Origin of the sequence: Citrobacter sp. RHBSTW-00570, from assembly GCF_013739755.1 — a bacterium.
Classification (GTDB): domain Bacteria; phylum Pseudomonadota; class Gammaproteobacteria; order Enterobacterales; family Enterobacteriaceae; genus Citrobacter; species Citrobacter braakii.
Genome location: NZ_CP056399.1, coordinates 1960810 through 1984652 on the forward strand (window position 1 = coordinate 1960810; position 23843 = coordinate 1984652).

The 23843-nt window shown below is 45.6% G+C and carries 24 protein-coding genes and 1 other annotated feature; of the genes, 12 read left to right on the top strand and 12 right to left on the bottom strand.

The annotated features are described in order from the left end of the window. The first annotated feature begins 128 nt into the window (after nucleotides 1-128). Complete coding sequence (locus HV237_RS09120; RefSeq protein ID WP_181541771.1) at nucleotides 129-1376, top strand: oligosaccharide flippase family protein; 1248 nt, start codon at nucleotides 129-131, stop codon at nucleotides 1374-1376. Beyond that, nucleotides 1360-2190, top strand: a complete 831-nt coding sequence (locus HV237_RS09125) for a glycosyltransferase family 2 protein (RefSeq protein WP_047359246.1) — start codon at nucleotides 1360-1362, stop codon at nucleotides 2188-2190. Before HV237_RS09120 ends, HV237_RS09125 begins: the two co-directional genes overlap by 17 nt. 524 nt (nucleotides 2191-2714) lie before the next feature. Here the strand turns inward: HV237_RS09125 and HV237_RS09130 are convergent. Then, nucleotides 2715-3802, bottom strand: a protein-coding gene (locus HV237_RS09130) for an IS3 family transposase (RefSeq protein ID WP_095661766.1) whose coding sequence is annotated in 2 segments (ribosomal slippage) — nucleotides 2715-3550 and nucleotides 3550-3802 — 1089 coding nt in all. Because the reading frame shifts where the segments join, the coding sequence is not laid out codon by codon here. Between the two features lie 38 nt (nucleotides 3803-3840). Between HV237_RS09130 and HV237_RS09135 the strand changes: the two genes are divergently transcribed. The 9 genes from HV237_RS09135 (at nucleotide 3841) to tnpA (ending at nucleotide 12692) form a co-directional block, all read left to right on the top strand. After that, nucleotides 3841-4500, top strand: a complete 660-nt coding sequence (locus tag HV237_RS09135) for a hypothetical protein (protein WP_181541773.1) — start codon at nucleotides 3841-3843, stop codon at nucleotides 4498-4500. Then, entirely contained in the window at nucleotides 4497-5567 is a 1071-nt protein-coding gene (locus HV237_RS09140; RefSeq protein WP_047359247.1) for a glycosyltransferase family 4 protein, read from the top strand. Before HV237_RS09135 ends, HV237_RS09140 begins: the two co-directional genes overlap by 4 nt. Then, a complete protein-coding gene (locus HV237_RS09145; RefSeq protein ID WP_047359245.1) occupies nucleotides 5564-6637 on the top strand; it encodes a glycosyltransferase family 4 protein in 1074 nt (357 codons plus the stop codon). The genes HV237_RS09140 and HV237_RS09145 overlap by 4 nt, the downstream gene beginning before the upstream one ends. Before the next feature lie 67 nt (nucleotides 6638-6704). Next, nucleotides 6705-7469, top strand: coding sequence for a glycosyltransferase (locus tag HV237_RS09150; protein WP_181541775.1), 765 nt, complete (start codon nucleotides 6705-6707; stop codon nucleotides 7467-7469). Nucleotides 7470-7509: 40 nt separating this feature from the next. Further along, nucleotides 7510-8490, top strand: coding sequence for an IS5-like element ISKpn26 family transposase (locus HV237_RS09155; protein ID WP_181541554.1), 981 nt, complete (start codon nucleotides 7510-7512; stop codon nucleotides 8488-8490). Continuing rightward, nucleotides 8472-9158: a glycosyltransferase gene (locus HV237_RS09160; RefSeq protein WP_249415303.1), complete on the top strand. Its 687-nt coding sequence runs from the start codon at nucleotides 8472-8474 to the stop codon at nucleotides 9156-9158. The genes HV237_RS09155 and HV237_RS09160 overlap by 19 nt, the downstream gene beginning before the upstream one ends. Nucleotides 9159-9279: 121 nt before the next feature. Beyond that, nucleotides 9280-10686 carry an NADP-dependent phosphogluconate dehydrogenase gene (gene gndA, locus HV237_RS09165; RefSeq protein ID WP_047359243.1) on the top strand — a complete coding sequence of 469 codons (1407 nt, stop codon included), beginning with the start codon at nucleotides 9280-9282 and terminating at the stop codon, nucleotides 10684-10686. A gap of 206 nt (nucleotides 10687-10892) precedes the next feature. Then, nucleotides 10893-12059, top strand: a complete 1167-nt coding sequence (ugd, locus tag HV237_RS09170; RefSeq protein ID WP_047359242.1) for a UDP-glucose 6-dehydrogenase — start codon at nucleotides 10893-10895, stop codon at nucleotides 12057-12059. Nucleotides 12060-12233: 174 nt separating this feature from the next. Next, nucleotides 12234-12692, top strand: coding sequence for an IS200/IS605 family transposase (tnpA, locus tag HV237_RS09175; protein ID WP_181541777.1), 459 nt, complete (start codon nucleotides 12234-12236; stop codon nucleotides 12690-12692). Between the two features lie 125 nt (nucleotides 12693-12817). On the opposite strand, the gene HV237_RS09180 is transcribed toward tnpA, so the two are convergent. Together HV237_RS09180 and HV237_RS09185 are read right to left on the bottom strand one after the other, a co-directional pair. After that, nucleotides 12818-13822: an NAD-dependent epimerase gene (locus HV237_RS09180; protein WP_047357921.1), complete on the bottom strand. Its 1005-nt coding sequence runs from the start codon at nucleotides 13820-13822 to the stop codon at nucleotides 12818-12820. 258 nt (nucleotides 13823-14080) lie between these two features. After that, a protein-coding gene (locus tag HV237_RS09185) for an IS3 family transposase (RefSeq protein WP_116799391.1) occupies nucleotides 14081-15288 on the bottom strand; the annotation gives its coding sequence in 2 pieces (ribosomal slippage) (nucleotides 14081-14967 and nucleotides 14967-15288; 1209 coding nt in all). Nucleotides 15289-15568: 280 nt separating this feature from the next. Between HV237_RS09185 and wzzB the strand changes: the two genes are divergently transcribed. After that, nucleotides 15569-16552, top strand: coding sequence for an LPS O-antigen chain length determinant protein WzzB (wzzB, locus tag HV237_RS09190; RefSeq protein ID WP_046275330.1), 984 nt, complete (start codon nucleotides 15569-15571; stop codon nucleotides 16550-16552). A 56-nt stretch (nucleotides 16553-16608) separates the two neighbouring features. Here wzzB and hisIE read toward each other — a convergent pair whose 3' ends face one another. The 9 genes from hisIE to hisL all read right to left on the bottom strand — a co-directional run bounded on the left by hisIE (nucleotide 16609) and on the right by hisL (nucleotide 23839). Beyond that, a complete protein-coding gene (gene hisIE, locus HV237_RS09195; protein WP_000956425.1) occupies nucleotides 16609-17220 on the bottom strand; it encodes a bifunctional phosphoribosyl-AMP cyclohydrolase/phosphoribosyl-ATP diphosphatase HisIE in 612 nt (203 codons plus the stop codon). Next, on the bottom strand, nucleotides 17214-17990 hold the full coding sequence (gene hisF, locus HV237_RS09200; RefSeq protein ID WP_019077116.1) for an imidazole glycerol phosphate synthase subunit HisF: 777 nt from the start codon (nucleotides 17988-17990) through the stop codon (nucleotides 17214-17216). The genes hisIE and hisF overlap by 7 nt, the downstream gene beginning before the upstream one ends. Further along, nucleotides 17972-18709, bottom strand: coding sequence for a 1-(5-phosphoribosyl)-5-[(5-phosphoribosylamino)methylideneamino]imidazole-4-carboxamide isomerase (gene hisA / locus HV237_RS09205; protein ID WP_047357922.1), 738 nt, complete (start codon nucleotides 18707-18709; stop codon nucleotides 17972-17974). Before hisA ends, hisF begins: the two co-directional genes overlap by 19 nt. Further along, the gene (hisH, locus tag HV237_RS09210) at nucleotides 18709-19299 is read right to left on the bottom strand and encodes an imidazole glycerol phosphate synthase subunit HisH (RefSeq protein WP_003030129.1); all 591 of its coding nucleotides are present in this window, start codon (nucleotides 19297-19299) and stop codon (nucleotides 18709-18711) included. The genes hisA and hisH overlap by 1 nt, the downstream gene beginning before the upstream one ends. Beyond that, nucleotides 19299-20366: a bifunctional histidinol-phosphatase/imidazoleglycerol-phosphate dehydratase HisB gene (hisB, locus tag HV237_RS09215; protein WP_047357923.1), complete on the bottom strand. Its 1068-nt coding sequence runs from the start codon at nucleotides 20364-20366 to the stop codon at nucleotides 19299-19301. The genes hisH and hisB overlap by 1 nt, the downstream gene beginning before the upstream one ends. After that, nucleotides 20363-21442, bottom strand: a complete 1080-nt coding sequence (gene hisC, locus HV237_RS09220; RefSeq protein WP_047357924.1) for a histidinol-phosphate transaminase — start codon at nucleotides 21440-21442, stop codon at nucleotides 20363-20365. The genes hisB and hisC overlap by 4 nt, the downstream gene beginning before the upstream one ends. Further along, a complete protein-coding gene (gene hisD, locus HV237_RS09225; protein ID WP_047357925.1) occupies nucleotides 21439-22743 on the bottom strand; it encodes a histidinol dehydrogenase in 1305 nt (434 codons plus the stop codon). Before hisD ends, hisC begins: the two co-directional genes overlap by 4 nt. Nucleotides 22744-22748: 5 nt before the next feature. Further along, nucleotides 22749-23648, bottom strand: coding sequence for an ATP phosphoribosyltransferase (gene hisG, locus HV237_RS09230; protein ID WP_047357926.1), 900 nt, complete (start codon nucleotides 23646-23648; stop codon nucleotides 22749-22751). 45 nt (nucleotides 23649-23693) lie between these two features. Beyond that, nucleotides 23694-23816 (bottom strand) — a sequence feature (His leader region). Beyond that, the gene (hisL, locus tag HV237_RS09235) at nucleotides 23792-23839 is read right to left on the bottom strand and encodes a his operon leader peptide (RefSeq protein ID WP_100250077.1); all 48 of its coding nucleotides are present in this window, start codon (nucleotides 23837-23839) and stop codon (nucleotides 23792-23794) included. Its footprint overlaps the feature before it by 25 nt. Nucleotides 23840-23843 lie beyond the last annotated feature (4 nt).

The following is a 23843-nucleotide window of genomic DNA, read 5'->3' on the forward strand; positions in this document are numbered from 1 at the left end:
ATAATGTAAGTATTGAAATCATAGTTATTTTTCTAAATGGCTATGTTTTCTCGTTATATGGATGAGTTTTTTTATCATAGGGTTCTAGTAACTACAAGCTAGGGGCGGTAGCGTGCTAATTTCAAATTATGTATATTAGAAGAATTTTAAATAATCCAGTTTTTAACAACATCTTTTGGCTAGTATCAGAAAAAATTGTAACTCTTTCTTTGATTTTTTACTCCGAAGGATTAATTGCACGATCGCTAACAAAAGAGCTATATGGACAATGGATCTATTCTCTTAATTTAGTTACTTTATTATCATCAATAGCATTAATTGCTGGTGCAGAAGTCGCTGTGCCAGCATTATCAAGAAATAAAAAAATCAGCGGAGAACTTATAGCATCAGTTTTTTCTGTAAGACTTATTTTTGCGATAATTGCATATATAGGGGTGAATATATATTCGCTTTTAATTATTAATGATAATAGCATAAGATCGTTTATTTCTATTTTGGCATTTATAATACTTTTAAGTGAGCCAATATCAGTAATAATTAACTATTATCAAGCAAGGGTCAGTATTAAAAAAATAGCATTTTTTAGAATATTATCTCTTGCATCGCGAGTAATAGTAGTGGTAATAAGTTATAAATATCACTTGAATCCTGAATTTATTGCTTTGTCACGAGTAGTTGAAATGCTTGTGCTAGCATTATTATTAGGTTATCTATGGAAAGCTAAAAAGTTTGGGTTTAGGCTAAATAAAAAAATATGTAAAGTTATTATAGCTAGGGGGGTATATTTTTGGCCATCATTAGTTCTTATGTATGTGTATCTTAGAGCGGATCGCTTTTTTGTTGAACATTATACATCATTCACTACATTAGCTTTATATGGTGTTGCGGTCCAACTGACGGAGCAAACATTTGTGTTAACAAAAATGATTATCCAGTCGGTATCACCAATCTATATATTTTCTAAAGTATCAAAAAATATTCTGAAAAGAAACATCCTAAGATTAATCGGTTTAATTTTAGTAGTCAATTTCGTAGTAATAATTTTTAGTTATCTTTTATTACCCATGATCGTTCCGTTTTTGTTCGGCGACAAATATTCAGGTGCTGTTCAATTCGCTTTATGTATGTTGCCTGCTTTAGTATTCTATTCTATTGATAATGTGTTAATGCAATTAATCTTTAGAGAAAAAATGGGGGGGGCATTGTTAATAAAATGGGGAGGGGGGGTTATCATAATGAGCTTAATCTATATAATCTATTTCCAAATATATAGAGGGAATGATTTGGCTCTAATATACAATATCAATTATTTCATCATGCTGCTTATGACACTTTTGCTTTTTTTTATAAGGTCTAAAAATGCGAGACATTCCTAATATAATTATATTTACTCCAAGCTTTAATCGTGCGCATACCTTAAAGCGTTGCTATGATAGTATATCTGCGCAAGGTTATCCAAACTTAGTTTGGTTAATAATAGATGATGGATCAACAGATGATACAAGAAAAATGGTGTCTGATTTTATAGAAGAAGATAAAATTACTATCCATTATATATATCAAAATAATTCAGGGAAGCAAGCAGCTTGGAATGTAGCTGTCAAATATTCGCAAAAATTCGATCTTTTCATGGGACTTGATTCTGACGATAAATTGATCGAGGGTGCGCTAAGGAATATTAGCAAATATTTTTCAATGTTGCTTAACGAACAAGATGTTATTGGGCTAAGGTGTATTGCTGTACGAGAATCAACTCAGAGACCTGATAGCATATTTAGCCTAGATAAAGTAAGTAAAAAATCGTGGTTTACTGAGATCAGTAGTAGAACATTTGGTGAAAGAATAGATATATATAAACCACAATTATTAATTAACTATTTATATCCAGTAAGTAAAAAAGTTAAATTCATACCTGAAATGTGGTTTTACTCTAGCGTCGCTGGTGAATATAAATATATTTATGTGCCGATTGCGATAACAATATTTTATGATCAACACACTCATTTCCGATTAAGTCAAGCTGGCGTAAAAACACATGCTGAAGGGCAAAAAATAGCTAGACTTCAGTTTATAAAATCTGCACCATTGTCTGTTTGGGTTAGAAACCCTGTATATATGCTAAAGAATTTAGTGAGATATATTCAATGTATATATTTTATAAATAAAAAGAGAAAGTATAATGAAGTGTGATAAATTCTTAATATATACTCTTTTGGTTATCTGTACTATAGATTTATCTGCACCTATAATCGTGTATGGAACTCAAATTATTGGGGTTACGGCAGTAGCAATATTGATGGTTTTCAAGCGTAACATTTTTAATTTACAAGGTTTTATTTTATTTTTAGTGGTTTCACTATTTTTATTGATTATATCATACGTACAAGAAAGTAACCTTAAATATTCTAGCATGATCTGGCTATATACATTAAGAACACTTTACTGGATTTTTCTTTTCGTCATAATTTATCCCTACATTAAAAGTGTTTCACGTGTGGATTTGATGTGCTCACTCAGATGTTGGATTGTTATATACAGCATTTTTTTATTTTATCAGTACATAAATTATTATTTTTTTAATGTTGTTATTGATTATTCGGTTCTTCTGGGTGGTGAACCATCAAGAATGTTCAATAATTTAGGTTTAAGACCATCTGGTTTAACTTCAGAACCTTCGGTAATACCCCCATTTTTGACGGAGGTGATAAGTAGAATCAGGCCATGCGTTGAATATGTTGCATCGGCGTGAAACCATTCAACGCCATATTTGGTCGTTCATGATTATAAAACCATTGCCACTGCGTGGCATAGTTCTGCAATTCATCCAGTGATGTAAACAGGTGTTGCCCCAGCCAATCATAGCGTACCGTACGGTTGTAACGCTCAATATAGGCATTTTGCTGCGGATTGCCGGGCTGAATAAAGTTAATCTGGATGCCCCTGTCATTAGCCCATGATATCAACGTGTTACTGGTATATTCTGGTCCATTATCACATCGTATTGCTATGGGTTTACCTTTCCATTCAATGAGCTGTTCCAGCGTTCGCACAACTCGGTTTGCCGGCAGAGAAAAATCGACCTCTATTGCCAGTGCCTCACGGTTAAAATCATCGATAATATTCAGCAGACGGACTGAGCGACCATCTGATAATTGATCGTGCATGAAGTCCATCGACCAGCATTCATTACTGTTTTTAGGTACCGTCAGCGGTTCGGGCTTATCCCGTTTCAGTCGTTTTTTCGGCTTTATTCGCATGTTCAGCGATAACTCGCAGTAAATTCGGTACACCCTTTTGTGGTTGAACTTAAAGCCTTTTACGTTACGCAGATACAAAAAGCACAGGCCAAATCCCCAGTTGCGCTGATTGCCAGTGATGCGGAGCAACCAGTCGGCAATAATGACATTTTCTTCATTCAACTGAGGCTGATAGCGATAGCAACTTTCGCTGACAGCAAACAACTGGCAGGCAAAATGTATGCTGACGCTTCGACTCCTGACTGCGTCCTGTGCCATCTGCTTTCGATGCGATGGCTTCACCACTTTTTTGCCATAGCCTCCTGAATGATCTCGGCTTTTAGTCGTTCTTCGGCATACATCTTTTTAAGGCGGCGGTTTTCATCTTCCAGCTCTTTCAGACGGGCCATCATGGAGGCATCCATCCCGCCAAAGCGTGAGCGCCACTTATAGAAACTGGCGCTACTCATGCCATGCTCGCGGCACAATTCAGCCACCGGCGTTCCTGCTTCTGCTTGCTTGAGGATGGCCATGATCTGGCTGTCGGTAAAACGTGATTTTTTCATAGAAATCTCCCGGTTCAGATTACGAGAAAATTCTACTTATGAACACACCGGCTTTTCGGGGGGATTACCCTTCTATATATTCAGGGATAATGATTTCACTTTTGTCTTTATATTATTTTTTAAACGGAAATAGAAATACTGTTGTAATTTACATTGGGATTTTTAGCATTTTCTTTACCTACTCCACATTAGGCATATTGTTAGCTATTGCATTTTTAATTGTCACAAATTTGAAGAAAATAAATGCAAAATCTGTATCTGTTCTTATATTTTCTTTTGTCTTGGTATGTATATATTTCCTACCATCAATTCTATCTAGATTCGATAAAATTAGCACTGGAAGTGATGTAAGTAATAATATCAAGTTTGAGGTTGTTCAAGGTTTATTTAATGAATCATCCATAATGCTACTTGGATATGGTTTGATTGGTAATAGCCCAGATGCACCCGCATATTATCAAGCTCTATATGATCTTACTTATTTTGGAAACCTAATTGTTATATTCGGATTGCCTATTGGGATTATATTTATTGCTATTTCTCTTTATTTTTTGCTTAGATCAAGTTTCACTTATAGTGAAAAAATAATTATATTATTAACATTAGTTAAGATAACTATCCCTAATTTTATATTTTTTTATTTTTTACTTGCTATGCTTTTATATTGTAATGATTTTCGGAGATGTTATTTAAGATGAAAAAAATATGTTTCTTTATTTACGACCTCAGTAACTCTGGTGGTACAGAACGGATTACATGCATAGCAGCAAACGGCTTGGTTGAGAAAGGATACAAAGTATCAATTGTATCTATTAAAAAGTTAGGAAATGAGTATTTTACTGTAAATGAAAAAGTGAATCTTGTAAGTCTTTCTGAAAAAAATAAGCTCTCCAAAATATCTACGATACAAAAACTAAGAGAGCACTTAGTGAGAGAAGAAATTGATGTACTTATAACAGTTGATTCGATATTGTGCGTATATAGCATTCCTGCTGTTTTCTTTTTAAAATGTAAAGGTATCTGCTGGGAACATTTTAATTATAAGATTAATCTTGGAGTTAAGTTCAGAGACATAGGTCGTATCCTAGCAATGTGCTTCTGTCATAAAATTGTAGTTTTATCACAGAAGGACATTACCTTTTGGCGTAATTCTTTATTTTATAAAAACAAAGACAAACTTGAAGTTATATATAATCCATCAACGTACCCTATCACGAGTAACGAATATGATTCGAATTCTCGTATTATTTTATCAATCGGAAGGCTAACGTATCAGAAGGGATTTGATCGTTTACTCAAGGCTTGGCAATCAATCGACTGTAAAAATGGATGGAAATTACAAATAGTTGGCAATGGTCCGGAAGAGGATAACCTAAAAAAATTAATAATTGACTATAATTTATGTGAATATGTTGAAATAATACCGCCAACGCCCAATGTTTCAGAGTTATATTTAAAATCCTCTATATTTTGTTTACCCTCACGATTTGAAGGATTTGTGTTAGTATTACTTGAGGCTCAGGCCTTTGGGCTTCCAGTTGTCGCTTTTGATTGTGATTGTGGCCCGAGCGAGGTTCTTACAGCTAATAATGGTTATTTAATCGAACAAGACAATATCCAGGAGTTATCCGAGAAAATTTTAAGTTTGATGCAAGATGAAAATCTGAGAGTAATAATGTCTGATAATGCAAAAAATAATGCACAAAAGTTCACCGTGCATGCGTTCATCAGTAATTGGGTCGAAATTCTGGGACAGTTGAAGTGAAAATATTACATGTTATCCCTAAGCAGAAAATGGGCGGGGTGGAAACTGCCGTATTTAGTGCATATGAGAACATAAATAGGGTTCATTGTGATTTTAATATTGTAATTATAGAAAAAAATGCAGGTGTTATGGCTAATGCAAATGATTCTTTTTTAAGGTTGAATGCTAGCCTTATTAATCCTATGGTTTTTGTCAAATTTATACGAGTCATTTATAGAGAAAAGCCTGATATTGTAGTTTGCTCGTTATGGAAATCTGTTTTATTAGGACTTTTTGCGAAGCTATTATTTATACCTATAAAAAAGAAACCTAGATTTGTTATGATAAGACATAGCACACGATATGCTCATCTTGTTGATAAGCTAATAAATAAGCTAGGATATAATTACTTTGATGAGGTGTTTTTTGACTCTTATATAACTAAGGAAAAATGCCTTCAACAAGAAAGAATAAGAAAAGATGGCGCTGTAATAAGCTTCTTAACTAAGAAGCTAAAGCCCAAAGACTATTCATTCAATAGTGATGTTTTTCGCTTTGTTTTTATAGGTCGATTACATTCTATTAAAAATATCATAAGCTCTTTAAAATTTATAAGTTTTTTGAAGGATTTAAATGTCAATGTTAGATTTGATATATATGGTCCTGATGAGGGGGAGCTTAAAACTATTAAAAGTTTTATGAAAACACATAGATTAGAAAATAATGTAAAATATCGTGGTAGCGTAGAGAATAAAGAAATAGAGTTAGTACTTAGTAAATATGATTTCTTTTTACAAATGAGTAGACAGGAAGGCATGGCAATGTCTGTAGTTGAAGCATTGCAAGTGGGGGTAATTCCGTGCGTCACTAATGTAGGTGAAATATCATCTTACTGTAATGATGGAACTAATTCATTTCTGTTTGATTCAAAACAAATAGATAATGAAGAATATCTTTACGAACGAGCAAAGTATTTTATAAATATAATGGCGCAGGGAAAGGTTCATAGCATGTATAGTGCTTCAATTTCTACATTTAACGATGTTGAAATATATAGCGATGATTTCATAAAAAAAATTGTAAAATTGTAAAATTGTAAAATTGTAAAATTGTAAAATTGTAAATAAATATATTGATTGAGATAATTTGGCGGTGTATATGCATGTATTATATATAATTACTAAGGCTGATGAGATTGGGGGGGCGCAGATTCATATCAGAGATTTGTGCTTGCAACTACAAAAAGACGGATGCAAAGCAACCGTTATTGTAGGAGAAAATGGTTCATTAGTTAATCAATTGAATGCTAATGGCGTTCATGTAAAAATAATAAGTACACTTAAGAGAAGTATCTCACCTCTGAGTGACTTAAAATCTATATTTTTGATAAGACGTGAGATTAAAAAAATTAAACCTGATATAATTTCCTTACACTCGTCTAAGGCAGGAATTATTGGACGATTTGCGGCTTGTGGATTAAATATTCCTGTGATTTTTACTGCCCATGGGTGGGCATTTGCTAATGGTGTTGGAAAAAGAAAACAGAAAATATATTGTGCGATAGAAAGAATGATGACTCCATTGGCTTCTAAAATTATAACGGTTTCTGAGCAAGACAAGAAACTTGCAATGCAGTACAATGTAGCATCAGATTCTAAACAAATAGTTATTCATAATGGCATGCCAGAGATTGGTTTTACTTATAAAAACAGCAACAGCAACAGCAACAGCAACAGCAACAGCAACAGCAACAGCAACAGCAACAGCAACAGCAACAGCAACAGCAACAGCAACAGCAACAGCAACAGCAACAGCAACAGCAACAGCAACAGCAACAGCAACAGCAACAGCAACAGCAATTTCAATAAAAATGTAAAAATGGTATCGGTTGCTAGGGAAGGTGCGAACAAGTTCCTGATATGAGATCATCATATTCATCCGGAGCGCATCCCAGAGGGACATCATGAGCCATCAACTCACCTTCGCCGATAGTGAATTCAGCACTAAGCGCCGTCAGACCCGAAAAGAGATTTTCCTCTCCCGCATGGAGCAGATTCTGCCATGGCAAAACATGGTGGAAGTCATCGAGCCGTTTTATCCCAAGGCGGGCAATGGCCGACGGCCCTATCCGCTGGAGACCATGCTGCGTATTCACTGCATGCAGCATTGGTACAACCTGAGCGACGGTGCCATGGAAGATGCCCTGTACGAAATCGCCTCCATGCGCCTGTTTGCCCGATTATCCCTGGATAGCGCCCTGCCGGATCGCACCACCATCATGAATTTCCGCCACCTGCTCGAGCAGCATCAACTGGCCCGTCAATTGTTCAAGACCATCAATCGCTGGCTGGCCGAAGCAGGCGTCATGATGACCCAAGGCACTTTGGTGGATGCCACCATCATTGAGGCACCCAGCTCTACCAAGAACAAAGAGCAGCAACGCGATCCGGAGATGCATCAGACCAAGAAAGGCAATCAGTGGCACTTTGGCATGAAGGCCCACATTGGTGTCGATGCCAAGAGTGGCCTGACCCACAGCCTGGTCACCACCGCGGCCAACGAGCATGACCTCAATCAGCCGGGTAATCTGCTTCATGGAGAGGAGCAATTTGTCTCAGCCGATGCCGGCTACCAAGGAGCGCCACAGCGCGAGGAGCTGGCCGAGGTGGATGTGGACTGGCTGATCGCCGAGCGTCCCGGCAGGGTAAAAACCTTGAAGCAGCATCCGCGCAAGAACAAAACGGCCATCAACATCGAATACATGAAAGCCAGCATCCGTGCCAGGGTGGAGCACCCGTTTCGCATCATCAAGCGGCAGTTCGGCTTCGTGAAAGCCAGATACAAGGGGCTGCTGAAAAACGATAACCAACTGGCGATGTTATTCACCCTGGCCAACCTGTTTCGGGTGGACCAAATGATACGTCAGTGGGAGAGATCTCAGTAAAAACCGGAAATAACGCCAGAAATGGTGGAAAAAATAGCCTAAATAGGCTGATTCGATGTGTTTGCGGGAAAAAAATCGGCCCAGATCCGCGAAATTTTAATCAGCGAGTCAGCTTGGGAAGAAATGACCTGCTTATTCGCACCTTCCCTAGATTTTCAGAACAAAAAGATCACAAAAGTCTTTTTTTAGCTTTATCCAGCATGTCCACTTTAGATTGGGAATTGAAGCTTGTAGGTAAGGGGCCGTTAATCGATTTTTATAAACAATATTCTGTGGAGCTAGGTTTAGACAAAAAGATTGAATTTTTAGGGGAACGAAATGATGTGGAAGAAATTTTGGCGGATTCAGATATTTTTCTATTAATTTCTAACTGGGAGGGTTTTCCTCGTAGTATTCTTGAGGCAATGCGTGCAAGTCTTCCTGTGATAGCATCAGATGTCGGAGGGGCATCTGAATCAGTCATCAATGGTAAAACTGGATATTTGATACCTCGTGGTGATGTAATTGAAATTAGGAAAAAGTTAACAGAGTTAATCAGTGATTCTCAGTTACGGGAAATTATGGGTAATTCAGGGCGTAAGTTGTATGTTGAAAATTTTACTTTCAATTCAATGTATAAAAAAACTTACTCGCTTTATAATGATCTGGCTAAAAAAAACAAGCATTAAAATGACTCAGGATTTTATGTCTCCCTCTATCATCCTTATCAACATTTAAGATAGTATTTGTGTATAATCAAGGTCGCTTATTTATGTTGTAGAAGTGACTATCACCTGACAGGAGTATGTAATGTCCAAGCAACAGATCGGCGTCGTCGGTATGGCAGTGATGGGGCGCAACCTGGCGCTCAACATCGAAAGCCGTGGTTATACCGTCTCCATCTTCAACCGCTCCCGCGAAAAAACTGAAGAGGTTGTTGCCGAGAACCCGGGTAAGAAACTGGTACCTTATTACACGGTGAAAGAGTTCGTCGAGTCTCTTGAAACCCCACGTCGTATCCTGTTAATGGTGAAAGCGGGCGCTGGCACCGATGCTGCCATCGATTCCCTGAAACCGTATCTGGATAAAGGCGACATCATCATTGATGGCGGTAATACCTTCTTCCAGGATACCATTCGTCGTAACCACGAACTGTCTGCTGAAGGCTTCAACTTCATCGGTACCGGTGTTTCCGGCGGTGAAGAGGGCGCACTGAAAGGCCCTTCCATCATGCCTGGTGGCCAGAAAGAGGCCTACGAGTTGGTTGCACCGATCCTGACTAAGATTGCTGCGGTTGCTGAAGATGGCGAACCGTGCGTGACCTATATCGGTGCGGATGGTGCAGGTCACTATGTGAAGATGGTCCACAACGGTATCGAATACGGCGATATGCAACTGATTGCTGAAGCCTATTCCCTGCTTAAAGGCGGCCTTAACCTGTCTAACGAAGAGCTGGCAACTACCTTCACCGAGTGGAACGAAGGTGAGCTGAGCAGCTACCTGATCGACATCACCAAAGATATCTTCACCAAAAAAGATGAAGAGGGTAAATATCTGGTTGATGTGATCCTCGATGAAGCCGCTAACAAAGGCACCGGTAAGTGGACCAGCCAGAGCTCTCTGGATCTGGGCGAACCGTTGTCGCTGATCACCGAGTCCGTCTTCGCGCGCTACATCTCTTCTCTGAAAGACCAGCGCGTGGCCGCATCTAAAGTTCTCTCGGGCCCGCAGGCTAAACTGGCTGGTGATAAAGCAGAGTTTGTTGAGAAAGTGCGTCGCGCGCTGTATCTGGGCAAAATCGTTTCCTACGCGCAGGGCTTCTCTCAACTGCGTGCTGCGTCTGACGAGTATAACTGGGATCTGAACTACGGTGAAATCGCGAAGATCTTCCGCGCGGGTTGCATCATTCGTGCACAATTCCTGCAGAAAATCACCGACGCCTATGCTGAAAACAAAGGTATCGCCAACCTGCTGCTGGCTCCGTACTTCAAAAATATCGCTGACGAATATCAGCAAGCGCTGCGTGACGTTGTGGCTTACGCTGTGCAGAACGGTATTCCGGTACCGACCTTCTCCGCTGCAGTGGCGTACTACGACAGCTACCGTTCTGCGGTGTTGCCAGCTAACCTGATCCAGGCACAGCGTGACTACTTCGGTGCGCACACGTATAAACGCATAGATAAAGAAGGCGTGTTCCACACGGAATGGCTGGATTAATCTGATTTATCCCTGCTGTAAATCTAGGCCCGGAGCGTTCCTTCGGGCCTTTTTTATGGACAAAAAATGCATTCGGTCAAGTCTGGTAGGCATAGCTGCACTAAATCGCGATATAATGTATTCACTCTGATCCAATACGGTAACGTTGGGTCTAACGATGGTGATTATTTCACTCTTTAATGCTTAACCAAAAGAAGTCAGAGCTAATGAAAATAACTATTTCAGGAACAGGTTATGTGGGACTTTCAAATGGGATTTTGATTGCCCAAAATCACGAAGTGGTCGCGCTGGACATTGTGCAGTCTAAAGTGGATATGCTTAACAGGAAGCAATCACCCATTGCTGACAAAGAAATAGAAGAGTACCTATCAACGAAAGATCTTAATTTTCGCGCAACAACCGACAAGCAAGATGCTTACAAAAATGCCGATTATGTCATTATCGCTACTCCGACTGATTACGATCCTAAAACCAACTACTTTAATACCTCCAGCGTTGAATCAGTCATTCGCGATGTGTTGGAAGTGAATCCTCAAGCAGTGATGATTATTAAATCAACCATCCCGGTAGGTTTTACCCAGTCAATTAAAGAACGTTTGGGCACAGATAATATCATTTTCTCGCCTGAGTTTTTGCGAGAAGGGAAAGCGCTTTATGATAATCTTCATCCCTCACGTATTGTGATTGGGGAGTGTTCGGCACGTGCTACTCGATTAGCAGAGTTATTGCAGGAAGGCGCAGTAAAACAAAATATTCCAACTTTATTTACAGACTCTACTGAAGCCGAAGCGATAAAACTTTTTGCTAATACTTATCTAGCTATGCGTGTAGCATATTTTAATGAGTTGGACAGCTACGCTGAAAGCTTAGGTCTAAATGCCCGACAAATTATAGAGGGTGTTTGTCTGGATCCACGTATTGGCAACCATTATAATAATCCGTCATTCGGCTACGGCGGATATTGCTTGCCGAAAGATACTAAACAGTTGCTGGCGAACTACCAGTCGGTGCCTAATAATCTCATTTCTGCAATTGTGGATGCTAACCGTACGCGCAAAGACTTTATTGCCGATTCTATCCTTGCACGCAAACCTAAGGTCGTCGGCGTGTACCGTTTGATCATGAAAAGTGGTTCCGATAACTTCCGGGCATCATCTATTCAGGGAATCATGAAGCGTATTAAAGCCAAGGGTGTGCCCGTTATTATTTATGAACCTGTGATGGAGGAAGATGAGTTTTTCCACTCTCGGGTCGTTCGTGATCTTCAAACGTTCAAAAATGAGGCAGATATTATTATTTCTAACCGCATGATGTCAGAATTATCTGATGTTGCCGAAAAAGTGTATACACGCGATCTGTTTGGTAGCGATTAATCTTCCTCTTCATATAAAAGGCCTTTTTATTGTGCACAGAAAACCCCCAGCTAGGCTGGGGGGTCCGGAAAGCTTTCAGCTTTGGGCCAGTTATTAAAACCCCTTTTGATTTGTTAAACCACATTGCGGTCTGGCAACTGCAAATGTTTAACAAGAAATCAAAAGGGGGTCCCAATGGGGGACGAAAAGAGCTTAGCGCACACCCGATGGAACTGTAAATATCACATAGTTTTTGCGCCCAAATACCGGAGACAAGCATTCTACGGTGAGAAACGCAGGGCGATAGGCAGCATCTTAAGAAAGCTGTGTGAGTGGAAAAACGTGCGGATCCTGGAAGCGGAATGCTGTGCGGATCATATCCATATGCTTGTGGAAATCCCACCCAAAATGAGCGTATCCGGCTTTATGGGGTATCTGAAAGGGAAAAGCAGTCTGATGCAGTATGAACAGTTTGGGGATATGAAATTCAAGTACAGGAATAGAGAGTTCTGGTGCCGGGGATACTACGTAGATACGGTGGGTAAGAACACGGTGAAGATACAGGAATACATAAAGCAGCAGCTTGCAGAAGATAAAATGGGTGAGCAGTTATCGATCCCTTATCCGGGTAGCCCGTTTACGGGCCGTAAGTAACGAAGTCTGATGCAAATGTCAGATCGTATGCGCCTGTTAGGGCGCGGCTGGTAACAGAGCCTTTTAGGCGCATCCGAAAAACCTCCGGCTATGCCGGAGGATATTTATTCTAAATTGGTGCGTAATTAAACTTTGTAGAAATCACGGTACCAGTCAACAAAGTTCCTCACCCCATCTTTGACTGACTTTTCAGGTTTAAAACCAATAACATCATACAGTGCTTTAGTATCTGCGCTGGTTTCCAGTACATCGCCAGGCTGTAGCGGTAGCATATTTTTCGTAGCTTCAATGCCCAGTGCATCTTCAAGGGCTCGGATGTAGTCCATTAACTCAACTGGTGAGCTATTACCGATATTATAAACTCGATACGGCGCAATGCTGGCCGCTGGTGTTCCTGTTTCAACGGTCCACTGCTCGTCTGATTGCGGAATAACATCCTGCAGGCGAATGATTGCTTCGGCGATATCATCAATATAGGTAAAGTCACGCTTCATTTTGCCGTAGTTATAAACGTCAATACTTTTCCCTTCCAGCATCGCTTTGGTGAACTTGAACAGCGCCATATCCGGACGACCCCATGGACCGTACACGGTAAAGAAGCGCAGGCCAGTTGTGGGCAATCCGTACAAATGGGAATAAGTATGGGCCATCAGCTCGTTGGCTTTTTTGGTCGCTGCATACAGCGACACGGGATGATCGACGGAATCATCCGTAGAGAAAGGCATTTTTCGATTCAGGCCATAAACAGAACTGGAGGAAGCATAGAGTAAATGCTGAATTTGATTATGGCGACAACCTTCCAGTATGTTCAAAAAACCGGTGAGGTTAGAGTCCGAGTAAGCATGCGGGTTTTCGAGTGAATAACGTACGCCAGCCTGTGCTGCGAGATGAATTACGCGTTCAAAATGCTCTGATGCGAAGAGCGAAGCCATGCCTTCCCGGTCAGCTAAATCAATCTTATGAAAATGGAAACTGGGCTGTGCCAGTAAGTCCAGACGAGCCTGCTTAAGGTTGACGTCGTAGTAATCGTTAAGATTATCAATGCCGACTACTTGATGGCCAGCTTCAAGGAGACGTTTGCTAACGTGGTAGCCGATGAAACCAGCAGCACCAGTAACTAAGTAGTTCATTCTAATTCCTCTGTTCGGCTAAAGGATAGCCAAGCACCATCAATTGCTACTAAAGGTGGAATGATACCGCTAGATGGCAAAAAAGCTAATCGTTATCTTTTTTTACTCTTGCCATTTTTACTCATAAGTCTGTAAATATTCATGTTGTGAATTAAATAAAATAAAAGTAGGTATGGCTACTGACGGGATTGAGACTCGTGATTGGCGTTTTTCCTCAGGAATGATCTTGACCCTCCATCTCCGGACAGCTTTTGTATCTTAAGTTAACGATGTCCGCTGCCGCCGGTATTCCCTCGGGGAGTGATATCCCAGCGCGCTGTGCGGGTGGTTTTCATTGTAATGCGTGAACGCTACTGCAAGGTTTCGCAGTGCTGTTCTCACATCCGGTTTTGGCATGAACGCGATATAGTCTTCTTTCATCGTTTTCACGAACCGTTCGGCCATGCCATTACTCTGCGGGCTGCTCACCGCTGTTGTGCAGGGCTCCAGATTCAGCTCTCTCGCGAACCTCCGCGTTTCATACGCGGTATACGCTGAACCGTTATCCGTCAGCCACTGCACTGGTGTTTCCGGTAGCCTGTCGCCGAAGCGCTTTTCCACCGACCTCAGCATCACATCCTGCACGGTCGAACTGTCATAGCCTCCCGTGCTTGCTGCCCAGTCTATGGCCTCACGGTCGCAGCAGTCCAGCGCGAACGTTACCCGCAGTTTTTCGCCGTTGTCGCAGCCGAACTCGAAGCCATCTGAACACCAGCGCATATCGCTTTCTGCCACCGCTATCTTGCCCTTATGTTCACGCTTCGGTCGCTCTGGTTTGTCATGCAACAACAACAGGTTATGCTCGCTCATTATCCTGTAAAGCCGTTTGGCGTTCACAGGTGGCTGTCCCTCTGTGCGACGTTGCTTGCGCAGGATGCCCCACACGCGTCGATAACCATAACTCGGCATATCGCTGATGATGTCGAGGATAGCCGACAGTATTTCTTCGTCTGCTTCGTCATTACGCCGGTTACAGCGCCTGTCCTGCCAGTCGGCAGAACGGTTAATCCGCAGTGACAGCTGCGCACGCGACACGCCCATGGTGCGGCTGACCAGGGCTATTCCCCGTCCTTTGGCAACAAGGGCGCGTGCGCTATCCATTTTCGCGACTGGCCGTACTCCACGGCTTCTTTCAGGATCTCAACTTCCATCGTCTTCTTGCCCAGAAGGCGCTGAAGTTCCCGGACCTGCTTCAGAGCAGCAGTAAGCTCAGAAGCAGGAACGACTTCCTCTCCGGCCGCAACGGCGGTGAGGCTGCCTTCCTGATATTGCTTCTTCCACTTAAACAGCAGGCTGGGCTGGATACCATGCAGGCGGGCGACATGGGAGACATTCATGCCCGGCTCCATCGTCTGCTGGATAATGGCGATCTTCTCCTGAGGAGTTTTACGTTTACGGGCTTCTTGCCCTAACAGGATCCCGGTCATCTCAAAATTGGCGTTAGTGTTAGACATATATTCAAGCCTATCTCTTATCTGGAGATACAGCTACTGTCCGGTGTTTCAGGGGGCTACATCACGTTTTTCCTCAGGAAGTAGTCTTTGAGTATTGACATGATTGTTTAATCGCTTCCCTTTTTCGCCAGTGATTGAAATACCAATCAAAACCTCTCAAACAATTTGATTTTTTTATCATTAATCCTATGGAATTGCTTCAAATTATAGCTAAACTAACTCGAGTTTAAGTCTTTCCTTAATTAGGGTATCTATGTCTGTGAGTGATAACAACGTATCCGGGCGCAGTAACGATCCGGAGCAGATTGATCTGATTGATTTATTGATGCAGCTGTGGCGTGGGAAATTGACGATTATTGTTGCTATCGTTATTGCTATTGCCTGTGCTGTCGGTTATTTAGCGGTTGCTAAAGAGAAATGGACCTCTACAGCGATTATCACTCAACCGGATGTTGGACAGATTGCCACGTATAACAACGCACTCAATGTGTTGTATGGTGCCAGCGCGCCTAAGGTGACTGAACTTCAGACAAACGTTATTGGTCGTTTCAGTACCTCTTTCTCTGCATTGGCGGAAACGCTGGATAATCAGGAAAAACCGGAAAAACTGTCGATTGAGCAGTCTGTAAAAGGCCAACAACTGCCGTTAGCGGTTTCTTATGTTGGTGCTTCCCCAGAAGAAGCTCAGCGTCAACTTGCTGAATATATTCAACAAATAGATGAAAAGGTTGCCAAAGAACTGGAGCTTGATCTTGCTGATAATGTCAAGTTGCAAACAGCTACGCTGCAAGATTCTCTGAAAACTCAGGAAGCGGTTGCTCAGGAACAAAAAGATCTGCGAATTAGGCAAATTCAGGAAGCTTTGCGTTATGCAGAACAGGCTGGGGTAATTAAGCCACAAATTCAGCAAACTCAGGATGTCACGCAGGACAGTATGCTATTGCTGGGCAGTGATGCACTGAAATCAATGATTGAACACGAAGCGACTCGTCCCTTGATCTTCTCTGGTAATTACTACCAGACCAAGCAAAACCTGCTGGATATTGAGGCGTTAAATCTTGAAAAGGCAAAACTGCACTCCTACCGCTATGTGATGAAACCAACGTTACCGATTCGTCGTGATAGCCCCAAAAAATCAATAACTTTGGTGTTGGCGGTTCTGCTCGGCGGGATGATTGGTGCCGGGATCGTGCTGGGGCGAAATGCGCTGCGCAACTATAAAGACAAAGCCGAATAAGCGCTCATCTCAATAACAAAAAAACCGGGCTCGCCCGGTTTTTTTACGTCTACAGATTACTGATGTCTTTTGCGTAAATTCTCAATCACCGTCGTCAGGTCGAGGTCCTGATCCTGCAGCAGAACCAGCAGGTGATACATCAGATCAGAGGCTTCATTGGTCAGTTCGAAACGATCGTTCACGGTTGCGGCCAGCGCGGTCTCTACGCCTTCTTCACCCACTTTTTGCGCAATGCGTTTGGTGCCGCTGGCATACAGCTTCGCAGTGTAGGAGCTTGCCGGATCAGCGGTTTTACGTTCGGCCAGTAGTTGCTCCAGTTGATACAGGAACAGCCACTGGTGGCTGGCATCGCCAAAGCAGCTTGAGGTGCCTTTATGGCAGGTCGGGCCAATCGGGTTAACCAGTACCAGCAGGGTGTCGTTGTCGCAGTCGGGCGCGATGCTCACCACGTTCAGGAAGTGACCGGAGGTTTCACCCTTGGTCCACAGGCGCTGTTTGGTCCGCGAGAAAAAGGTCACTTTGCCGCTTTCAAGCGTTTTATCCAGTGCTTCCGGGTTCATATAACCCAGCATTAGTACCTCACCGGAAACCGCATGCTGCACGATGACTGGCATCAGTCCGTCGGTTTTTTCCCAGTCCAGCTCGCGGCATTGTTGCTTCGTTAACATATCCTGATCTCCACGCCCTGTGTTGCCAGGTACGCTTTTAATTCGCCAATATTAATAATTTGCTTGTGAAAGACGGAAGCGGCAAGCGCGCCGTCAACGTCGGCGTCCCGGAATGCTTCAAGGAAGTGTTCCATGGTGCCCGCGCCGCCGGAGGCAATCAGCGGTACGTGGCACACGTCGCGCACTTTTTTCAGTTGCTCCAGGTCATAACCGTTACGCACGCCGTCCTGGTTCATCATGTTCAGGACGATTTCGCCTGCGCCGCGTTTTTGTACTTCCTGCACCCAGTCCAGCGTTTCCCACTGCGTGACGCGGGTACGGCTTTCATCCCCGGTATATTGATTAACATGATATTTGCCGGTTTCAGCGTCATACCAGGTATCAATGCCTACCACGATACACTGCACGCCGAAGCGGTCCGCCAGGCGGGTGATAAGCTCCGGTTCAGCCAGCGCCGGGGAGTTGATAGAGATTTTATCCGCCCCGAAGGAGAGGATGCGCGCCGCATCGTCGATGGATTTAATGCCACCGGCAACGCAGAACGGAATATCGATCACTTCCGCCACGCGAGATACCCAGCTTTTATCCACTACGCGGCCATCGCTGGAGGCGGTGATATCGTAGAACACCAGTTCATCTGCGCCTTCATCGGCATAGCGTTTTGCCAGCGGGACAATGTCGCCAATAATCTCGTGATTGCGAAACTGGACGCCTTTTACCACCTGCCCATCACGAACGTCCAGACAAGGAATTATGCGTTTTGCCAGCATTGAATGGCCTCCTCAACGGTGAACTTACCTTCCAGCAGGGCGCGTCCGACGATCACGCCGCGTACGCCGGTTCCACGCAGGGCTGCTACGTCCTCGATCCCGCCAATGCCGCCAGATGACTGGAATGCTACCTGCGGATATTTGGCGCACACTTCTTCATAAAGCGCGACGTTTGAGCCAGCCAGCGTGCCGTCGCGGGAGATATCGGTGCACAGCACGTGTTTCAGGCCGACGGGTAAATAGGTCTCAACCAGTTCTTCCAGAGAAACCCCGGAATCTTCCTGCCAGCCGCTAACCGCTACCTGTTTATTACCGCGCTTGTCAATACGAACGTCCAGCGCCAGTACCAGCGCGTCGGCGCCAAAACGGGCAAACCAGCTCTTGACTACCTCGGGGGATTTTACTGCCGTCGAACCTACCACCACGCGCGCCACCCCTGCGTCAAGCAGCGCCGCAACGTCCGATTCAGTGCGCACGCCACCGCCAACCTGTACCGGAACATTGACACCAGCGACCAGCGTTTTAATCAGTGGGATCTGCCGCTGCGCCGGGTCTTTCGCGCCAGTTAAATCAACCAGGTGCAGTACTTCGGCACCCTGAGCTGCGTAATCCTGTAAACGGGGGAGAGGATCGTTGCCATAATCACGTTGCGTTGCGTAATCGCCCTGATGAAGACGCACCACCGTGCCGTCGATTAAATCTAATGCCGGAATAATCATTACATCTCCAGAAAGTTTTTCAGCAACTGCGCCCCAGCCGCGCCCGAGCGTTCAGGGTGAAACTGCACGCCAAAGAAATTGTCCTTTTGTACTGCCGCGGTAAATGGTTCGCCGTAATGGCACTGGGCGATGGTCCACGGGTTCACCGGCATAGCATAGCTGTGTACAAAGTAGAAATATGCGCCATCTTCAATGCCCTGGAACAGACGATTTCCCGCCTGCGGATAGACGCGATTCCAGCCCATATGCGGCAGCGGCAGACCGAAATCGGTCATCTTCGGAACGTCCTGCTCAATAATGCCCAGCAGAGAGACACCGTTACTCTCTTCGCTGCGGCGGCCAAGCAGTTGCATGCCTAAGCAGATCCCCAGTACCGGTTGCGTACAGGCTTTAATCAGTTCAATCAGTTCACGCTCGTGCAACTGGTCCATAGCCGCCTGGGCGGTACCGACGCCCGGCAGAAACAGTTTATCGGCACGCAGCACCACGTCCGGGTCACGGCTGACAACCGGGTCGTATCCATGGCGCGCGACGGCGGATTTCACCGAGTGCAGATTGGCGCAGCCGGTATCAAGGATCACCACGTTCATTACAGCACTCCTTTTGAGGAGGGCAGCGTATCGCCTTCTACGCGAATAGCCTGACGCAGCGTACGACCAAAGGCTTTAAACAGGCTCTCCACACGGTGGTGGTCATTTTTCCCTTTGGTTTTCAGGTGCAAGGTGACACCCATGGTGTAAGAGAGTGAACGGAAGAAGTGTTCAATCATCTCTGTGCTCAGATCGCCAACGCGCTGGTAGGTAAACTCCGCGCGGTATTCCAGGTGCGGACGCCCCGAGATATCCAGCGCGCAACGTGCCAGGCACTCGTCCATCGGCAGCACAAAACCAAAACGGTTGATACCGCGTTTATCGCCTAATGCCAGCCTTAAGGCTTCACCCAGCGCCAGACCGGTATCTTCAACGGTGTGGTGATCGTCAATATACAGATCGCCTTTGACGGCAATCTCCATGCGAAAACCGCCGTGGGTGGCGATTTGATCCAGCATGTGGTCAAAGAAGCCAACGCCGGTATTGATTTTGCTACGGCCTTCGCGGTCCAGCCAGACTTTGACGTCAATCTGCGTCTCTTTGGTATTACGCTCAACGTGCGCGTAACGGTCTCGTTTGGTCAACTGCTCACCGATCATCGCCCAGTTCAGGGTGTCGCGGTGGTAGCGTAATCCGCTAATGCCCATGTTTTCTGCGAGCTGAATATCGGTCGCCCGATCACCAATGACGTAGCTGTTTGCCACATCCATGGCCTGTTCAACCAGATACTGCTCAACCAGTTTCACTTTTGGCTTACGGCAATCACACGCGTCCGCTGGCAGGTGCGGGCAGATCAGCACCTCATCAAATGCTACGCCCTGAGAGGTGAATATTTGCATCATCAGGTTATGCGGACCGTCAAAATCGGCCTGCGGGAAGCTCTGCGTACCGAGTCCATCCTGGTTAGTAATCATCACCAGCTTAAAGCCGGCTTTTTGCAGCTTCAGCAAAACGGGAACGACGTCCGGCTCGAAGGCGAGTTTGTCAAAGCGATCGACCTGAAAGTCACTTGGCGGTTCTGAAATCAGGGTTCCATCACGGTCAATAAAAAGATACTTCTGGCTCATACTTGCTCCGCACGTAAGGCGTCAATGACGCGCTGGCTCTCTTCGCGGGTTCCGACAGTAATTCGCAGACAGCCGCTTAATGAAGGTTGTTTATTCTGATCTCGTAAGATAATGCCCTGATCCCACAAAGATTTAAATACGCTGCTTGATGCGGTGAAGCGCGCCAGAACATAGTTGGTTTCAGAGTCGAAAACCTGCTCTACACAGCGAATGGTTTTCAGGTTCTCCACCAGATACTGACGCTCTAGCAGGATCTGCTCTACGCGTTGGCGCATGGCGGAAATCCCTTGTGGCGTCAGCGCCTGGGCGGCAATATCCGCTACCGGGGTAGAAAGCGGGTAGGGAGCAATCACCTTTAACAGCAGATTGATAACCTCTTCATTCGCCAGCGTAAATCCGCAGCGTAAACCGGCGAGAGCAAACGCTTTAGACAGCGTACGTAATACTGCCAGATGCGGATACTCAGACAGCCAGCCTGCCAGCGTGGCCTGAGGACAAAATTCAATATAGGCCTCATCAGCGACCACGATGGCTTTACCCTGCGTCATTTCGAGCAGTGAACGTAGGTCCTGCGGATTTATCAGCTGGCCGGTTGGGTTATTGGGGCTGCATACGTAGACCACTTTCACGCCATCAAGCTTGTCCGCGATGCCTTGTAAATCCAGCTGCCAGTTATCCAGGGTCGGGACGGTGCGGCATTCAACGCCAATCGTTTCGGCGCTGACGCTGTACATGCCGTAAGTCGGCGGACAGTAGAGAATGGCATCTTTACCGGGTTCGCAAAAAGCGCGCACCAGCAGTTCGATCCCTTCATCTGCGCCGCGGCTGACCAGCACCTGCTCTGGTTTGACGCCAGCATATTGCGCGTAATTCTCAATTACGGCTTTCGGCTGACACTCCGGATAGCGGTTCAGCGTCTGCTGGCGTAGCTGGAACTCAACGGCGGTTGGGTACTCATTCGCGTTGAGCCACACGTCCCCGTTACCGCCAAGACGACGGGCAGACTGATAGGGCGTTAACTCGCGAACATTCTTACGGGCTAAATCAGTGACGCTGAGAAAGTTGTCAGTGCTCATGCTTGCTCCTTCAGGGCGTTAACGCGCAGGGTGACGGCATTTTTGTGGGCAGTCAGTCGTTCAGCCGCGGCCAGTGTTTCAATGGTGGAGGCCAGGGCAGAGAAACCTTGGGGAGTTAATTCCTGTACCGTCATCCGTTTCTGGAAATCAGCCAGCCCAAGGCTTGAGCAGGTTGCGGTATAGCCGTAGGTCGGAAGAACGTGGTTGGTGCCGGAAGCATAGTCGCCAGCCGACTCAGGAGACCAGTCACCCAGGAAGACCGAACCAGCGCTGGTGATATCGTCAACCAGTTCACGCGCGTTACGGGTCTGAATAATCAGGTGCTCCGGGCCGTAGGCGTTAGAGATGGCCACGCATTGCTCAAGGTCTCTGGCGACGATCAGTCGACTGGCGGCGAGCGCCTGACGTGCGGTGTCGGCGCGGGAAAGCTCGGCAAGCTGGCGTTCAACGGCTTTAGCCACGCCTTCGGCAAGCGTAGCGTCTGGCGTCAGCAGGATAACCTGCGAGTCGGGGCCGTGTTCGGCCTGAGAGAGCAGGTCGGAAGCAACAAAGTCAGGCGTCGCGCCGCTGTCGGCAATAACCAGCACTTCAGACGGGCCCGCAGGCATGTCGATAGCCGCGCCGTCAAGACGTTGGCTGACCTGACGTTTGGCTTCGGTCACATACGCATTGCCTGGCCCGAAGATTTTATCGACCTTAGGAATAGATTTGGTACCCAGCGCCAGCGCGGCAATGGCCTGCGCGCCGCCCACGTTGAACACCTCTTTTACGCCACACAGTTGCGCGGCGTAGAGGATTTCATCGGCAATCGGCGGCGGTGAGCAGAGCACTACTTTTTTGCAGCCGGCGATACGCGCCGGGGTCGCCAGCATTAATACGGTCGAGAATAGCGGTGCCGATCCCCCAGGAATATACAGCCCCACGGAGGCGATAGGGCGAGTAACCTGCTGGCAGCGCACGCCAGGCTGAGTTTCAATATCCACCGGCGGCAGGATTTGCGCGGTGTGGAACGCATCAATATTACGCACCGCCGCCTGCATGGCTTGTTTCAGCTCGTCGCTCAGGCGGCTACTGGCTTGCTGAATTTCTTCTTCGGTGACGCGCAGCGCGCCGACCTCGGTTTTGTCAAACTTTGCACTGTATTCACGCAGCGCCCGGTCGCCGTTATTTTTGACGTTCTCAAGAATCTCGGCCACCGTACGGCTGATGCTTTCAGAGGCGGATATCGCCGGGCGCATCAGCAGTTCGCGCTGCTGCTCGGGGCTACAGCTATTCCAGTCGATCAGGGTATTGAAGCTCATGGCTATCACTCCATCATCTTCTCAATCGGCAGCACCAGAATTGAGCTGGCGCCGAGCGCTTTCAGTTTTTCCATCGTTTCCCAGAACAGGGTTTCGCTGCTGACCATGTGCATGGCTACGCGCTGTTGGTCACCTGCCAGTGGCAGAATGGTAGGGCGCTCAGCGCCAGGCAGCAGGGCGATGACTTCGTCCAGACGTTCGCTCGGCGCGTGCATCATGATGTATTTTGATTCACGTGCCTGAATAACCCCCTGAATACGGGTCAGCAGTTTGTCGATCAGTTGTTGCTTGGCTTCGGCCATTTCGCCGTCGCGCTGAATCAGGCAGGCTTTAGAGCGGTAAATCACTTCCACTTCACGCAGACCGTTGGCTTCAAGCGTGGCTCCGGTTGACACCAGATCGCAAATCGCATCAGCCAGACCTGCGCGGGGAGCGACTTCTACAGAGCCGTTTAACAGACAGGATTTAAACAACACTCCTTTTTGATCAAGATAACGTTTAAGCAGGTGTGGGTAAGAGGTAGCGATACGCTTACCGTTCAGCGCTGCCGGGCCATCCCAGGCTTCATCAACCGGGGTAGCCAGCGAAAGACGGCAGCCGCCGAAGTCCAGACGACGCAGGGTAAAATAGCGCGGATCTTCACCCTGTGCCCGGCGGTTGAGCAGTTCCTCTTCGAGAACGTTTTCCCCGATGATGCCGAGATCAACGACGCCGTCCATCACCAGACCCGGGATATCGTCATCACGCACGCGCAGAATATCGATCGGCATATTCTCAGCCATCGCGATCAGGCGCTGGGTGTGAAGATTAATTTTAATGCCGCAACGGGCCAGCAATTCGCGTGAATCATCGCTTAAACGACCTGATTTCTGCATAGCTATGCGTAAACGGGTGTTATCTAACATTCTTTATTCCTCGTTATCCTGTCTGAATCAGTTTGGGTCACGCACAAAAAAAAGCCCCCGGAAGAAATCTTCCGGGGGCTTTCTCATACGCTCATGCACCGCTGGAAGATTTAAATGTCTCCCAGCACACATCGCCTGAAAGACTAGTCAGGATGATGGTGATGATGGTGTTTGAATTGAGCGCGTGTCATAAAT